This is a genomic window from Streptomyces curacoi, assembly GCF_001513975.1.
Taxonomy (GTDB): Bacteria; Actinomycetota; Actinomycetes; order Streptomycetales; family Streptomycetaceae; genus Streptomyces; species Streptomyces curacoi.
On record NZ_KQ947986.1, the window covers coordinates 505536 to 520247 of the forward strand.

Below are 14712 nucleotides of genomic sequence, written 5' to 3' on the forward strand. Positions count from 1 at the left end.
TCACCGCGCCAGGTGCTGCGCCGCCAGCCGCACCGGTGCGTTCGGGGCGCCGTAGCCCCGGTAGCCGTCGCGCTGCACCAGCTCGAAGAAGACGTGGCCGACCGTCGTGGTGTAGCAGTGCCGGAACGTGCCGTACGCGTCGCGGTCGTAGAGGATGCCCAGCTCCCGGTACGTCTCCAGCTCGCCGTCGGCGAACTCGTACCGGGCCGCCAGGTCGTCGTAGTAGTTGGCGGGGATCGGCAGCAGCCGGCCGCCCGCCCGGCGGAAGCGTCGGGCCGCGGCGACCACGTCGTCCGTGGCCAGCGCGATGTGCTGGGCGTGCACGGTGTCGTCGGTCGGCGCCGCGCCGACGCCGAGGGCGACACGGACGCTGCCGTCGGCGTTGGTGACGGCGCGGCTGCGCATCAGACCGTACGGGTCGGCGACGTCGACGCTCTCCTGGGCGTGCAGGCCGAGGACGCTGCGGTGGAAGAGGGTGGCCTCGTCGTAGTGGTGCCAGGGCTGGGTGAGGGCGAGATGGTCGATGCCGCGCACGGTCGCGGCCCCGCGCGCTTCGTGCCCGACGTCCGCGAAGTCCGCCCGCCAGTTGGGCAGTTGGGGCCGGTCCGTCGCGCAGAAGAAGAGTTCCGTGCCGTCGGGCGCGGCCACCGCGTCGAGCGGGGCGTCGTCGAGGGCGCGGCGGCGTGGCAGGACGGGCGCCAGGAGGGCCTCGGCGCGGCGGGCCGCTCCGGCGGGGTCCGGTGACTCCAGGCCGATCGCGGCGAGTCCGGTGCCGTCCCGGCGTGCGGCGCCCGCCGTGTTGACCAGGACGCGGGCCTCGCCCTGCTGCCAGAGGTCGACCGGTTTGCCGCGGTGCCGTGCGGTGCGGGCGAAGCCCAGGGCGCCGAGTACGGCCGAGACCGGCTCGGCGTCGGGCGTGACCAGCTCGGCGAAGGCGACGCCGGTGGGGACGCAGGAGGCGGGCGGGGTGATCAGGCCGAGCGTCTCCTGGAGGACCAGCAGGGAGCGGCGGGCGTCCACGGCGGTCGGGCCGGCGTCGGCCTGGCGGAAGACGTCGTTGAAGACCTCCAGGGACAGCGGCCCGCGGTATCCGGTGCGCAGGACGTGGCGGACCAGACCGGCCACGTCGAAGCCGCCCTGTCCCGGGAAGCAGCGGTAGTGGCGGCTCCACTGCAGGACGTCCATCGCGAGCAGCGGGGCGTCGGCGAGCTGGAGGAAGAAGATCTTCTCGCCGGGGATGTCCTCGATGCCCTTGGGGTCCGAGCCCTTGGAGAGGATGTGGAAGCTGTCCAGGCAGGTGCCGAGCGCGGGATGGTCGGCGGCCTCGATGATGCGCCAGGCGTGGGTGTACGTGTTGACGTGGCGCCCCCAGGCCAGCGCCTCGTAGGCGACGCGGATGCCGAAGTCCTGGGCCAGGTCGGCGAGTTGGCGCAGGTGATACGCGGCGAGCGCGTCGTCGTCCACGGCGAGCGGATGGACGCTGGAGCAGACGAGCACCGTGTCGGCGCCGAGCCGCCGCATCAGCTCGAACTTGTGCCGGGCGCGCCGCAGGTTGCGGGCGAACTCGTCGGCGGGCACGGCCTCGATGTCCCGCATCGGCTGGTAGAGGTCGATGGTGAGGCCGAGGTCGGCGCAGCGGGCGCGGATCTCCTCGAGGGTGAGGGGGCTGGCCAGCAGGTCGTTCTCGAAGATCTCCACGCCGTCGAAGCCGGCCCTGGAGGCGGCCGTGAGCTTTTCGGTGAGGGATCCGCTGAGGGAGACGGTGGCTATGGACGTACGCATGCCGATACCTCTTCCTGCCTCTTTCCTGTCCTGCCTGCCTCGGGGTTCCTGTCTCCTGTCCTGCCTATCCCGGGGTTCCCACGGCACCCGCCAGCTCGGCGATGTCCGCGAGCATCCGGGTGCTGTCGGGCTCGCGTCCGGTGAACAGGCGGAAGGCGTCCGCGGCCTGGAAGACCGCCATCCCGCCGCCGTCGAGGGTGGCGCAGCCGAGCGCCCGGGCGGTGCGCAGCAGCTCGGTCTCCAGCGGGCGGTAGACGACCTCGGCGATCCACAGGCCGGGGTGGAGCAGCTCGGCCGGCAGGGGCAGACCGGGGTGGGCGGCCATGCCGGTGGGGGTGGCGTGCACGAGGCCGTCGGCGTGGCTCAGCAGCGTGGCCAGCGCGTCCGGCGCCGCGGCGACCGCACGGCCGGCGCCGAAGTGCCGGTTCAACGCCCCCGCGAGGGCCGCGGCCCGGTCGCTCAGCGCGTCGACCACGGTGATCCGCCCGGCGCCGAGGGTCAGCATGGCGTGCGCGACGGCCGCGCCCGCGCCGCCGGCACCCAGCTGCACGACCCGCTCCAGCGGCGCGTCGGGCAGCCCGCGCGCGAAGGAGGCGGCGAAGCCGGTGACGTCGGTGTTGTGGCCGACGGCCCGGCCGCCTTCGAAGACGACGGTGTTGACCGCGCCCAGCGCCTCGGCCTGCGGGGCGAGGGCGTCCAGGTGACCGATGACGAGCTGCTTGCACGGGTGGGTGATGTTGAGCCCGTCGAAGCCCAGGTCGCGGGCGGCCCGCACCAGGTCGCCCACCGCCTCGGGCGGGACGCCGAGCGTGTCGATGTCGATGAGCCGGTACAGACAGCGCAGGCCCTGCCGGTCGGCCTCCCGCTCGTGCAGCGCGGGGCTGAGGGAGGGTCCGATGCCGGCACCGATCAGCCCGACGAGATACGAGTCCTTGGCGTCCTGTGCCACCGGGACCTCCTGAACGGCTCACTAATGTACGAACTGGTGAGTTAGTCATAGCAGGAGGTTCCCGCACTTGGGAAGGCCTGTCCCGACACGGGCGGCGAGGGGGCTTCTACAATCACCGGCACGCGGGTGGGCCACCGGGGAGCGCCCACCCCTCGCCGAAGGAAGCCGATGACCAGCGTCGAAGAGCCGGCACGAACAGGCGGACGGATCCGGGACGCCGCCCGCACCAAGGCCGAGATCCTCGACGTCGCGACGCAGGAGTTCGCCCGCGCCGGCTACGACGGCGCCCGCGTCGACGAGATCGCGGCCCGCACCCGCACCACGAAGCGGATGATCTACTACTACTTCGGCGGCAAGGAGCAGCTGTTCACGGCCGTGCTGGAACGGGCGTACGGCGTGATCCGGGAGGCCGAGCAGCAGCTCGACGTGGAGCACCTGGACCCCGTCGCGGCCATCCGGCGGCTGGCGGAGCTGACCTTCGACCACCACGAGCAGCACCCCGACTTCATCCGCCTGGTCAGCATCGAGAACATCCACGGGGCCGAGCACATCGCCGCCTCCGCGAAGCTCGGCAAGATCGGCTCACCGGCGCTGGACGTGATCCGCCGGATCCTGGAGTCGGGGCAGAAGTCCGGCCTGTTCACGGCCGACGTGGACGCCGTCGACCTGCACGCGATGATCAGCTCCTTCTGCTTCTTCCGGGTCTCCAACCGGCACACCTTCGGCGCGCTGTTCGGCCGTGACCTGGTGGATCCGGCGCAGCGCGAGCACTACCGCGCGATGCTCGGTGACATGGTGATCGCCTACCTGACCGCGGAGCGCGCGGCGGGCTGAAGTCGTACGGCACCACCCCTTGACACCCGGGAAACGTGGGCGCAACATCCGTAGCCACCGCTACTAACTATCCAGTGGGTTAATTAGCCGGGATCCGGCACCTCTCCCCATTCCCTCGTTCCCACCCCCACTCCACTTACGTTGGAGTCCCCTCGAAGGAGTACGCCGTGTCCGTCCCCGCCGCCTCCCCAGCCCCGCCCGGGCAGCCGAGGAAAGCCGCCACCGCCGCCTGGATCGGCAGCGCACTCGAGTACTACGACTTCTTCATCTACGGCAGCGCGGCCGCGCTGATCTTCCCCGAGGTCTTCTTCGACGAGTCCGACCCGGCGACCGCCACCTTGCTGTCGCTGGCCACCTTCGGCGTGGCGTACGCCGCCCGGCCGGTCGGCGCGCTGTTCCTCGGTCACTTCGGCGACCGGCTGGGCCGCAAGAAGATCATGGTCTTCACGCTGATCCTGATGGGCGTGTCGACGTTCCTCATCGGCTGTCTGCCGACCCGCGACCAGGTCGGCACCCTGGCGCCCGTCCTGCTGGTGCTGTGCCGGGTGCTGCAGGGCATCTCGGCGGCGGGTGAGCAGGCCAGCGCCAACTCGATGACCCTGGAACACGCGCCACCGCACCGGCGCGGCTTCTTCACCAGTTTCACGCTGAGCGGCACCCAGGGCGGGCAGTTGCTGGCCACCCTGGTCTTCATCCCGGTCGCCGCGCTCCCGGAGGAGCAGTTGCTGTCGTGGGGCTGGCGGGTGCCGTTCTGGATGAGCGTCGCGGTCGCGGTCGTCGGCTTCGTCATCCGGCGCAAGCTGGAGGAGACGCCGGCCTTCGAGCGGCAGGCCGCCGCCGAGGGTGTCGCCAAGCTGCCGCTGGCGGTGCTGCTGCGGGAGCACTGGGCGGATGTGCTGCGGGTGATCGCCGGTGCGCTGGTCGCCTCGGTCAGCACGATCTTCACGGTGTGGGCGCTGTCGTACGCCACGAGCGACTCGGTGGGGATGAGCAGGTCCGCCATGCTGTGGGTGGGTGCCCTGGCCAACCTGGTCGCGCTCGCCGCGATCCCGCTGTGGGCCACGCTGTCGGACCGGATCGGCCGCCGGCCGGTGTATCTGATCGGCGCGGCGGGCAGCGCCGTGACGATGTTCCTCTACCTGTGGGCGATCTCGACCGGCTCCTACCCGCTGACCCTGCTGCTGGGCATCGTCGCCTTCGGGGTGGTCTACAGCGCCGCGAACGGGGTGTGGCCCGCCTTCTACGGCGAGATGTTCTCCACCCGGGTCCGGCTGTCGGGCATGGCCATCGGCACCCAGATCGGCTTCGCCGTGGCCGGTTTCGCGGTCACCTTCGCCGCGCAGATCGCGGGCCCGAACGGGGACGACTGGTCCGCGGTGGGCCTGTTCACGGCGGCCCTGTGCGTGCCGCCGGTCATCGCCGCCCTCTCGGCCCGCGAGACGGCCAAGGTGCCGACGGAGCGGCTCGGCGTGAGGTCACAGCGGGAGGCCGCGCAGCCGGAGACGGTGACGGCCTGATCCCGACGGGGCTTCTCACGCCCGGGCGTTGGACCAGCCCCGCCTGCACAGCACCAGCCGGTACCCGTCCGGGTCCTCGATCGTGACGCCCCACTCGTTCCAGTAGGGGTTCGGTGAGCGGACCCGCTTGCCTCCGCACGACTCCAGCCGGGCGACCAGGTCGTCCGGCACGGGGCCGTCCACGTAGATCACGAGGAGGTCCTCCTCGGTCGGCCGGGGCTCGACGGGGCGGGCGCATTCGTGGACCAGTTCCACATGCCAGTCGGCGTCCGGCCAGCCGAGCATCAGCAGGTCGTGTTCGCCCGGTTCGGGGCCGCCCACGGCCCGCCATACGACGGTCAGTCCCAGCCCTTCGGCCCAGAAGCGCTCCGCCGCGGCCAGGTCCCGGGACGGGCGGGCGATACGTATGTGGCTGCGGCCGTTGACCGGCATGGGAGCCTCCCGAGGGCGCCTTGATCGGAGTTGATCCGCTCGGCAGCCTAGGCAGCCCGGGGGTGGCGGGGCCATCGGTCCTTTGTCCTGGGACCCGGGTCCTGGACACGCCCCTCGGCGGCCACTCCCCGTTGACAGATGATGTCTCGCGCAAGAACATCGGCCGTCACGAGCAGAAGAGAACAGCGCCGCGGCACAGCAACCCCATGGTTCTCCCGTCTCCGCAGAAGGACATGAGTGGTGCGCGTTTTTTCCCGCAAGTTCGGCCGTCCGCCGGCCTCGGCCCTGCCGGTGACGCTGCCGCCGTCGGCCGCCCACGGCTCCCCCGCGCCGCGTTTCCGAGGCGGCGGCACCTGGCAGCACGCCACGGCACTCACCGGCCGGCGCCGGCACGACGGGGTGCTCACCCCGACCGCGGACACGCCCCTTTCGGGCGCCCGCATCGAGGCCCGCCCGACCCGGGCGCCGTCGCGGGACATCCATCCGCCGCCCGGCACCTCGTACGACGTCGACCGCGGTACGACGGTCAAGGGCCCGGCGACGCTCACGCCGTACCCGGCCCCGCTGACCGTGACGCCCGCCTTCGTGAACCCGCGCGCCGAGGGCGCCGACCTGGCGCTCCGCGCGCTTCACCGACCCCGGTAGGGGGGAGCTTCGCGCGTACCGGCCGGATTCAGGGGCGGCCGGTACGCGCGAGGCGGTCGGCCGCTCAGCCGACGAGGTGACTGCCGACCGACCGGGCGACCTCGGCGTGCGAGAGGTACTCGACGATGCTGTGCGCCCGGTCGCGGGCGTTGACGACGGCGAGGTCGGTCAGTCCGTCCGCCCAGTCGTCGGCCAGCGGGCACCCGATGGCCACCGCGTCGGTCGGGCACCACACGTTGAGCCAGTCCGCCACCTTCTCCGGACGTTTCGGTCCGCCGGCGAGCAGCCTGTTGTAGACGCTGTCCATGCCGAGCGGGCTTCCCGCGGTGGTCAGGTGGACGACGTTCACCCCGGGCGACAGCCGGGTGAGGAGGTCCATGCCCACGACCGTGCCGAGACTGTGGCTGACGAGAACCACTTCACCGGAGTCCGGCACGGCGTCGAGCACGCAGTCGAGGACCTCCTCCCGGACGGCCGTGTCGTCGAGGTACGCGGCCACGTCCCGGAAGATCAGCGCGATGGCCCAGGCGTCGAGGTCGCTACGCGCGGCCAGCCAGCCCAACCTCCGCTGCAGCGCCCCGACCACGTCGCCCCAGCCGAAGCGTTCGGTGGCCAGATGCCTCTCCTCGGGCATGTCCCACTTCGCGGCCGCCTCGCCGATGATCTCCTCGTACAGCGCGTGGGCACCGGGTGAGATGGGCGCGACCACCTCCGCCGCGGTGGCGGCCGGTGCCTCGACCATGCGGGGTACGGCCTCGTGAGCGGCGAGGGACCGCACCAGCCGGTCGCCGTAGTAGGGGAACCAGACGTCCTGCGGGTCGACCGGGGCGAGCCCGGCGCGGACGAGTCCCTGGTTGAGTCCGGCCGCCCACTCGCGGCGCAGCCGCTCGGGGTCCTTGCCCTCCTGGGAACGGCCGTGCAGGAAGACCAGATGCCGCCGGCCGCCGAACGCGCCCGCCCGGGCGCGCAGGCCCGTGAGGATCGGGGTCCGCTCGACGGCCGGGCCCGGCGCGGCGGCCGGCACGGGAGCGGGAGCGGCCACCGGGGCGACGACGGCCTGCGCGGCGGCCATCCCCGACTCCGGGCCCATATCGGCGAGCAGCGCCCGCTGCCGGGGGGTGAGGGGCAGGACGGCGAGGTGTTTCAGGATGGAGCTGACGCGTACGCCCTCGTTGGCCACCCAGTCGATGGCGTCGTCGCCGTCACCGGGACGCCAGATCTGTCCGTCCCGGCGCAGGACGCGTCCCCGGTCGTCGGTCCTGGGCACACCGCTGTGATGGAGCGCGACGACCTCCCACTGGTCGTTGAAGACCGGGGATCCCGAGTTGCCGGGCTCGGTGTCCGTCTTGTAGTGGAGGAAGTCGTCGAGGCGCACCTGGAGCATGTTGTCGCGTACGGCGATCTCCTTGAGTCGGCCCAGCGGGTGGCCGATGACGTTGACCGGCTCGCCGATCACCAGCTTGCCCAGCTGGGCGCTGAGCCGGTTCCAGCCGAACGTCTCGCCCGGGGGCCGCCGGTCGGGGCCGGGGGCCACCAGCACCAGGGCGAAGTCGAGGCGTTCGTCCGCCGTGAAGAACCCGTCCGGGTCGAGTTCCAGCCGTGTCGGCGACTGCGGGGTGTTGTCGACGGTGACCTGGGCGTCGAACTCCAGGAAGCACTGCCGGGCGGCCCCCGCGTCGGGGAGGACGTGGTGGTTGGTCATCAGCAGGCTCGGCGACACGAGGAAGCCGGTGCCGATCGGCAGCTCACGGCCGTTCTCCCGCGTCGAGATGCGGGCGACGGTGCGTGCCGCCCGGGCGCCGCGCGGCAGGAAGCTCCATGCCTGCAGTTCCGTGGAGACGCCGAGGATGCGCTCGTACGCGGCGGGCGCGGCCAGCGGCTCCCCTCGGATCGCCTCCACCGCCAGGGCGGCGGGCACCGCCTGCCGGTCGAGCAGCCGGGCCGCGCGCGCCGCGAGGGCCTCCGGCGAATCCGGGAAGGTGACCCCGGCGTCCTGCTGCTGTTCGACCGCGTGCCGCTCGTCGCTGGTCTCGTCGTAGCGCGCGGCGGCCGCCTCGATCTGCCGCTCCCGCTCCTCGCGGGACCTGTCCGTCGCTCCCATGTGCGTTCACCGTCCTTCCGGCGGTGTGCCACGGCACGAGGCGTCGGTCGACGCCGTGACACCGTGGTCGTGCTGTTGTGGTTGATCCATGCCGTGCCGGCCTCGGGGTACAGCTGTGGGATGTGGAGCTCGGTGCGCCGGCGCGCGTACAGCCCGGTCCCGGGCCGGCCGACGGCACCGCGGGGAACGCCCAGGTCGCCCGGTGCGCGGGGCGGTCCGGGTCACCGGTGTCTGCGTCGTACCTGCGCGCCCTGACGGCTGCGCAGACGGGGCTTGGGCTGATGCCGTCTACGCCCCTTGCCCGAGCGGTTCACGGCGACGTGCGCACGGGACTGTACGGGCGGGCCCGTCTGTCTGAGGCCCTCGATCGTCTTCTCGATCCTGCGCAGCTCGTCCTCGGCCCGGCCGGGCTCCTCGGCGTCGAGCCGGGCGAACGCGTTCTTGGCCTGCTCGTGCGCGCGCAGCACCTTGGCCCGGGGCCGGCCCCGGCCCCCGTACGTCTCGGCCAGGACCGCCTGTGCATGGGCTCGGGCGAACCTCAGCTTCCAGGCACGGACGTCGATCTCGTCATACAGGGACAGCGCCTGCCGGGCGGCGGCCTCGGCGTCGACGAAGCTCTGCCGGATGCCGGCCGCGCCGCGGTGCTGCCGGTCCGCGGTGCACAGCTCGAGCAGGACTTCCGCGTGCAGACAGCTGGCCCAGGCCTCATGGACGCGGTTGGCCCATCTGTCCTCCTTGTACATGCCGCGGTACTGCTGCAGCGCCTGCTCGACGTGGTCCAGTGCCTTGCGCAGGTCGTCGAGCCGGCCCTCCGGCGGCCGGGAGCGCGCCCTGCCCAGATAGGCGTCCGCCAGCCGGCCCAGCGCGAGGGCGTGGTGTGGCCGTACGGCCTCGCGGTACTCGCGTTCCAGGGCGTTGTAGTGACCGTCGACGGCCTCACTGTGGGCGGCGACGCATTCGTCCCAGTCGCCCCTGGCGCCGTGTTGCACGCCCAGCACGGACAGTGCCTCGGCGATGTCGCGCCGCCAGAGGCCGGGAGAGCACTCGCGCAGCGCGTGGTAGATCCTGACGCTCTCCTTCGCCTTGGCCACCGCCCGGTCGACATGGCCGCTCGCGCCGAGCTGCCAGGCGAGGCCGCGCAGCGCGAACGCCTTCATGCTGCGGATCTCGTCCGGCTCGTGCTCGTCGCCCTGCCCCTCCTGCGGCAACTGCTCGATCAGGTCACATGCCTCGTTCGCCGCCTGCAGCGCCTCGCGCTGACGGCCGACGCGGTGGGCCGCCGTGGCCCGGGTGCACAGGGCCTTCACCAGGCCGAAGGCGTGCCGGCGGGTGGGGTCGCGCTGGTACAGCGCCTCCAGCCGCCGGATGGCGTCCCCGGCGCAGTTGTCGGCGTCCTCGAACCGTCCTATGTCGACGAGCCGGTCCGCGAGGTCCTTGAGGGCCTCGGCCAGGCAGAACTCGTGCTCTTCGGAGGGACTGAGCTGTTGCAGCGCGTGGTAGGTGTCGACCGCCTGTCCGGCGACCTCGTGCGCCCGGATGCGCAGCCCCGAGCTGGCCAGGTACAGGGACCACCGTTGCAGGGCCTGGGCCAGCTCTCGGCGGTTCTCCTGCGTGGGCGGTCCGTCGGCGCGGCGGTGGTACTGCACGGCGTGTTCCGCGACGGCCATGGCCAGCTCCAGCAGCGCGTCGGGGCAGGCGGCGTCGAACTCGCGCAGGACCCGGGCGGCGACCTGCTGCGCCGACTCCTTGCGCAGGGTGGAGTTCAGTGCGGCCGCCAGCGAGGTGCCGATCGGTTTCGCGGACGGGTCCTGATCGGTGACGGCGACCTGCTTGACCAGCCGGACGATCGGGCCGGCGTGCCGGCGCAGCGCCTTCTCCAGCGCCGCACGGGCCTGCTGTTGGGCCGACGGCTCGGTCCTGATCTGCCCGCCGGGCTCCGCTGTGCCGTCCTCGGCTGCCTTCTCGGTGCCGGGCCGGGTGACGTCGGTGCCGGCGGTGAGTTGCAGGACATGGAGCACGTTGAGGATCTGGCGTGCCTGGTGGGTGGGCTCCTTGGGGATCCCCGGCCCGGTGCCGCCGACGTCGAGCAGGCACGCGGCCAACTCGGGGAAGGTCGCGATCACCTGGGCGCCCAGCCGCTCGGCGAGCCGGAGCGGCTGGAGCGAACGCAGATAGCCGTCGCCGGGGAACTCCGCGTGCTGCCAGCGGGCGAACGAGCGGGTGAGCCACTCCGGTTCGTCGGCGAGGTCGGGCACGAGCCGCAGCCGGCGCGCGGCCTCGGTCTCCTGTTCCCCGACAGTCTCGCCGTCGGCCACCGCCAGGCTGCACACGGCGACGATCCGCTCCAGCAGGACCGGGTCGTGCGGAAGTCTCTGCCGCTCGGCGGACGCCTGCCATCTCTGCCGTTCCACGTCGATGGCGTAGTCGAGCAACGCGTTGGCCCGTGAGCGCGAGGGCGGTCCGGCCGCCGTGGAGGGCAGTTTGCCGATGCTGGTGCGCGCGTCCACCAGCGCCTGGATCAGGATGAGCAGATAGCTGCCGAAGTCGGGCCCTTCGAGGCCGGGCGGGCACGCTTCGACGGGCCGTGCCTCCTCCGGCACGGTCCCGTCGTCCGGTGCGCGACCGTCCCGGGCCGGGCCGGCGGTCCGGTCGCCGCTGTCCTGCGCCGGGCGGGCGCTCCGGTCGCTGTCGTCCTGCGCCGGGCGGGCCCTGTGGTCGCTCTGGTCGTACCAGCTCTTGAAGGCGGCGGCCGCGGCCTCGTAGACGTCCTGGCGTTCGGTTTCCGGGAGGGGCGGAAGCGGCGGGGGGTCCACGGGGTCGACCAGGGACTCGTGACGCCGTCGGATCGCCGGCCACCACAGTCCGCCGCTCTGGGCGACGGCCAGGACGCACAGCGCGTGGTGGGTGTGGCGCTCGGCGGCCTCGGCGAGGAGGACGTCCAACTGGCCGGCATGGGCATCGGCGTCGTCGACGACGAGAAGTCGTCGCTCCTTCAGGGCGCAGACACTGGAGAAGTCCACGTGCAGCGGGTCGACGACACCGGCGACCCAGCCGCGCTCGGCCATCGTGCGGCACAGCTCACGGGCGAGCCGGGACTTTCCGACGGTGCCGCCGCCCGTGAGCAGGCGAATGCGCTGGCCGTCGCCCCGTTCGCACCAGTCGACCAGCGCCTTCAGCTCCTCGGTGCGGCCCCGGAAGGGCACGACGCCATGGCGGGACTCCAGCAGGTCCGCCTCGGACCACTGCTCGCGCGGAGGCAGCGGGCTGTACGCGGGCGTCAGGCTCTCACCACCCGCCCACACCGGGTCCAGGGCGACCCGCTCGGGGGCCGCGCCCCTCGTCGTCAGCAGGCACTCGTTCGCCTCGTCGAGGCCGTCGTCGCCGAAGACCGCGGCGACCGGCAGGGCCGTCAGCCGTCCCTCGATCGTGGCGCGGTCCTCCGTGATCACGCCGACCAGACGGTCCCCGCTGAACAGAGCCGCGCCCGACATGCCGCTCCACAGCGACGAGCCGTGCACGACCGGTGAGGTCCCCGTGCGGATCTGGAAGTTGAGCCGCCGCACCTGACGTCGTGAGCCCGTGAGCGGGAGGACGGACCCTCGTACGTCCTCGACGTTCACCCAGCGCCTCGCCCCGGCCTGTGCCGTCCCCGACCGCGGAAAGCCCAGCGCCTGCGCCGAGACGGCCTCCTCGCCGACGAGACGGCCCAGGCGTACCTCGTCGGCCCGGCCGCCCCGCGCCGACCGGAACGGGTCGTCGGTGGTGGAGCGCAGGAGCGCGAAATCGAGCTCCGCGTCTCCCTTGGCCTCGACCAGGAAGGCATGCCTGTCGTCGGGGAGTTCGTAACTCCCCTCGCGCCGGGAGTACTTGCGGACCGTGACCGTGGAACCCTTCGAGCCGACGCAGTGACCGGCCGTCAGAACCAGATCCGGCGTCAGCAGGTATCCCGAGCCCCGCTTTCCGTCCACGGAGAGCGACACCAAGCGCTCGGCGTCCAGCCCCGTCATTCGGCGTCTTCTCCCTGGTCGGCGATGAGAGTGCCGGCCGGCGCCTTCAGGTTCAGCTTGATCCGGTGTGTCGTGGCGTTGCCGCGTGCCATCTCGCCGCCGGCCTGCACCACCCAGAACTGCACACCCGCCCTGCCCGCGGCACTCCGGGTGATCTGGACGGTCGCCTCCACCTCGACGTCGGCGATGCCGAACCGCAGGGTCTCTCCCTCGGCCCGCATCTGGGCGTCCGTCAGTTCGTCGCGCAACGCGGCGACCATGTCCGCGAGACCCAACCCATCGGTTCGTCCCGCCTGGTCCCTGTCTGCCATCCCGGGTCTCCCTCGTGCAGGAGCTGCTCAGCCAGGAGCTGCTCAGCCCGACTTCGGGCTTCCGACGGGAGACGTCTCTCTCAGCAATTCTTCAAGACTTCCCGGGCAGGGCAACTCGATCACACGAGCGAAACGGGCGTAGACAGTGTCTACTCGATCATGGTAGACACTGTCTATGGAGGAATCCGATACCGGGCTACGGGCCCGGCTGGTCGATGCCGGCGTGGATCTCGTGGCCCGCGAGGGCGCCGCGGCGCTCACCCTGCGGGAGATCGCCCGCCGGGCCGGCGTCTCGCACGGCGCCCCGCGCCGCTACTTCCCCACCCACCTGGAACTGCTCTCGGCCATCGCGCGCCGCGGCTTCGAGGACCTGGGCCGGCGGGCGACGACTGCCGCCGGCGACGGCACGGCGAGCCCGCGGGCGCAGCTGACCGCGCTGGGGCGTGGCTACCTGGAGTTCGCGCTGGGCAACCGCGGCATGTACGAGCTGATGTTCCGCCACGACCTGCTGGAGAGCGGCCACTTGGGCCTGCGGGACACCAGCCTCCCCCTCTTCGGCCGCCTGGTGGAACTGGTCGGCCGGGCGCGCCCCGAGGCCGACGCCCGGCTCGTCGCGGGCGCGCTGTGGGCCAACCTGCACGGCGTCGCCCAGCTGTGGGGCTGGGGCAGTCTCCAACTCGCCAGCGGCGACGAGGACTTCGCACCCCTTCTGCGGTCGGTCCTGGACGCACACCTCGGGCAGGAGACCGGATGAACCCGCGCCTCACCCTCACGAGCAGCGTCGTGGGAGCCGTGATCGTCGCGCTCGACGGCACCGTCCTGACCGTCGCCCAGCCCACCCTGCAACGCGACCTGGGCGCTTCCCTCGCTCAGGTGCAGTGGACCAGCACCGGTTATCTCATCGCGGTGGCGAGCCTGTTGGTGTTCGCGGGGCGGCTCGGCGACCGGTACGGGCACCACCGTGTCTTCGGTGTCGGCATGCTCGGCTTCGGGGCCGCGTCGGCGGGTATCGCCGTGGCGCCCGGCGCCGGATGCGTGATCGGACTGCGGGTCGTCCAGGGGGTGTTCGGGGCGCTGCTCCAGCCCGCCACGCTGGGGATGCTGCGAGCCGCGTTCCCGCCCGACCGGCTGCGGACGCCGATCGCGGTACGGACCGCCGCGATCGGGGTGGCGGCCGCTGCCGGGCCGGTCGTCGGCGGCGCGCTGGTGGCCGGGCCGGGCTGGCGGGTGGTGTTCCTGCTCAACGTCGTGCCCACCGTCGTCTTCGGCGTGCTCGCCCTCACCGTGCGCGGTCCGCGACAGGCCTCCCCCGTCCGGCTCGACCTGCCCGGTGCCCTCCTGCTCGGGGTGGCCCTGGCCTGCCTGGTCCACGCCCTCGTCGGCCTGCCCGGGTGGGGCTGGACGGCCGCGACCGCCATGCTCACCGGTGCCGCCTTCGTCCGGCACGAGCGCCGTGCCGCGAGCCCTCTCCTGCCGCCGGACGTCCTCGGATCCGCAGCGGTCGGCTCGGCGCTCGGCATGCTGGTCGCCGCGTCCGCGGCGCTGTCCGGCACGCTGTTCGTCGCCACGTTCCTGCTGCAGGACACACTCGGCCTGGACCCGGTGCAGAGCGCCCTGCGCAGTCTGCCGCTGGCCCTGCTGATGGTGCTCGCGGCGCCCGGGTGCGCGGTGCTGCTGCGCCGGGCCGGTGCCCGCCGTACGACGGTGGCGGCGATGACGGTCCTCGCGCTCGGCATCCTCCTGCTGTCCCGCGCCTCGGCCACTGTGCCCCTCTGCGCCGCGTTCGCCCTGGTGGGGGCCGGGTTCGGCACCGTCATGGTGGCGGCGACCCATGTCGTCGTACGTGAGGCGACCGTCGAGTCCGCCGGGGCGGCGGGCGGGCTGCAGCAGACGGCGATGAACATCGGGCCGGTGCTGGGGGTGGCCGCCGCGACCGCGCTCATGGGGCCCGACGGGGCCCGGGAGCTGCCGCTGGTCGTCCTCGCCGCCCTCGCCCTGGCCGGTGCGGCGCCGGGCCGGGCGCTGCCGGGGCGGCCCGGCCCCACGATCGACGATCATGGCCGATCGGCGGACCGCGCAGGTGTTCCTGCGGGACGATGAGGTCAGAGGCCGTTCCGGCGGGGTATGCCGGACC

At 72.8% G+C, this 14712-nt stretch carries 11 protein-coding genes; 5 read left to right on the top strand and 6 right to left on the bottom strand.

Annotated features, from left to right (window positions below):
* Together AQI70_RS11955 and AQI70_RS11960 are read right to left on the bottom strand one after the other, a co-directional pair.
* Positions 1–1782 (bottom strand): bifunctional sugar phosphate isomerase/epimerase/4-hydroxyphenylpyruvate dioxygenase family protein, encoded by a 1782-nt coding sequence (locus AQI70_RS11955; RefSeq protein WP_062147384.1) that lies wholly within the window; start codon positions 1780–1782, stop codon positions 1–3.
* Between the two features lie 64 nt (positions 1783–1846).
* The gene (locus AQI70_RS11960) at positions 1847–2731 is read right to left on the bottom strand and encodes a shikimate dehydrogenase (protein WP_062147387.1); all 885 of its coding nucleotides are present in this window, start codon (positions 2729–2731) and stop codon (positions 1847–1849) included.
* 168 nt (positions 2732–2899) lie between these two features.
* Between AQI70_RS11960 and AQI70_RS11965 the strand changes: the two genes are divergently transcribed.
* Both AQI70_RS11965 and AQI70_RS11970 read left to right on the top strand, forming a co-directional pair.
* Positions 2900–3565, top strand: a complete 666-nt coding sequence (locus tag AQI70_RS11965) for a TetR/AcrR family transcriptional regulator (protein WP_062147390.1) — start codon at positions 2900–2902, stop codon at positions 3563–3565.
* Positions 3566–3732: 167 nt separating this feature from the next.
* Complete coding sequence (locus AQI70_RS11970; RefSeq protein WP_062147394.1) at positions 3733–5082, top strand: MFS transporter; 1350 nt, start codon at positions 3733–3735, stop codon at positions 5080–5082.
* Between the two features lie 15 nt (positions 5083–5097).
* Here the strand turns inward: AQI70_RS11970 and AQI70_RS11975 are convergent, their stop codons facing one another.
* Positions 5098–5514: a VOC family protein gene (locus tag AQI70_RS11975; RefSeq protein ID WP_062147397.1), complete on the bottom strand. Its 417-nt coding sequence runs from the start codon at positions 5512–5514 to the stop codon at positions 5098–5100.
* 240 nt (positions 5515–5754) lie between these two features.
* On the opposite strand from AQI70_RS11975, the gene AQI70_RS11980 reads away from it, so the two are divergent.
* Entirely contained in the window at positions 5755–6159 is a 405-nt protein-coding gene (locus AQI70_RS11980) for a hypothetical protein (protein WP_062147399.1), read from the top strand.
* Between the two features lie 64 nt (positions 6160–6223).
* On the opposite strand, the gene AQI70_RS11985 is transcribed toward AQI70_RS11980, so the two are convergent.
* The 3 genes from AQI70_RS11985 to AQI70_RS11995 all read right to left on the bottom strand — a co-directional run bounded on the left by AQI70_RS11985 (position 6224) and on the right by AQI70_RS11995 (position 12578).
* Positions 6224–8260 carry a S1 family peptidase gene (locus AQI70_RS11985; protein WP_062147402.1) on the bottom strand — a complete coding sequence of 679 codons (2037 nt, stop codon included), beginning with the start codon at positions 8258–8260 and terminating at the stop codon, positions 6224–6226.
* A 221-nt stretch (positions 8261–8481) separates the two neighbouring features.
* A complete protein-coding gene (locus tag AQI70_RS11990) occupies positions 8482–12267 on the bottom strand; it encodes a trypsin-like peptidase domain-containing protein (protein WP_062147403.1) in 3786 nt (1261 codons plus the stop codon).
* The gene (locus AQI70_RS11995; protein WP_063801574.1) at positions 12264–12578 is read right to left on the bottom strand and encodes a trypco2 family protein; all 315 of its coding nucleotides are present in this window, start codon (positions 12576–12578) and stop codon (positions 12264–12266) included. Before AQI70_RS11995 ends, AQI70_RS11990 begins: the two co-directional genes overlap by 4 nt.
* A 175-nt stretch (positions 12579–12753) precedes the next feature.
* Here AQI70_RS11995 and AQI70_RS12000 point away from each other — a divergent pair, with 175 nt between their 5' ends.
* Together AQI70_RS12000 and AQI70_RS12005 are read left to right on the top strand one after the other, a co-directional pair.
* Positions 12754–13332, top strand: coding sequence for a TetR/AcrR family transcriptional regulator (locus AQI70_RS12000; protein WP_062147408.1), 579 nt, complete (start codon positions 12754–12756; stop codon positions 13330–13332).
* Positions 13329–14678, top strand: coding sequence for an MFS transporter (locus AQI70_RS12005; RefSeq protein ID WP_062147411.1), 1350 nt, complete (start codon positions 13329–13331; stop codon positions 14676–14678). Before AQI70_RS12000 ends, AQI70_RS12005 begins: the two co-directional genes overlap by 4 nt.
* Positions 14679–14712 lie beyond the last annotated feature (34 nt).

Excerpts from the sequence above, each read along its gene's own strand:
- AQI70_RS11955 (WP_062147384.1), bottom strand. The coding sequence starts at position 1,782 with ATGCGTACGTCCATAGCCACCGTCTCCCTCAGCGGATCCCTCACCGAA.
- AQI70_RS11965 (WP_062147390.1), top strand. The coding sequence starts at position 2,900 with ATGACCAGCGTCGAAGAGCCGGCACGAACAGGCGGACGGATCCGGGAC.
- AQI70_RS11975 (WP_062147397.1), bottom strand. The coding sequence starts at position 5,514 with ATGCCGGTCAACGGCCGCAGCCACATACGTATCGCCCGCCCGTCCCGG.
- AQI70_RS11985 (WP_062147402.1), bottom strand. The coding sequence starts at position 8,260 with ATGGGAGCGACGGACAGGTCCCGCGAGGAGCGGGAGCGGCAGATCGAG.
- AQI70_RS11990 (WP_062147403.1), bottom strand. The coding sequence starts at position 12,267 with ATGACGGGGCTGGACGCCGAGCGCTTGGTGTCGCTCTCCGTGGACGGA.
- AQI70_RS11995 (WP_063801574.1), bottom strand. The coding sequence starts at position 12,578 with ATGGCAGACAGGGACCAGGCGGGACGAACCGATGGGTTGGGTCTCGCG.
- AQI70_RS12000 (WP_062147408.1), top strand. The coding sequence starts at position 12,754 with ATGGAGGAATCCGATACCGGGCTACGGGCCCGGCTGGTCGATGCCGGC.
- AQI70_RS12005 (WP_062147411.1), top strand. The coding sequence starts at position 13,329 with ATGAACCCGCGCCTCACCCTCACGAGCAGCGTCGTGGGAGCCGTGATC.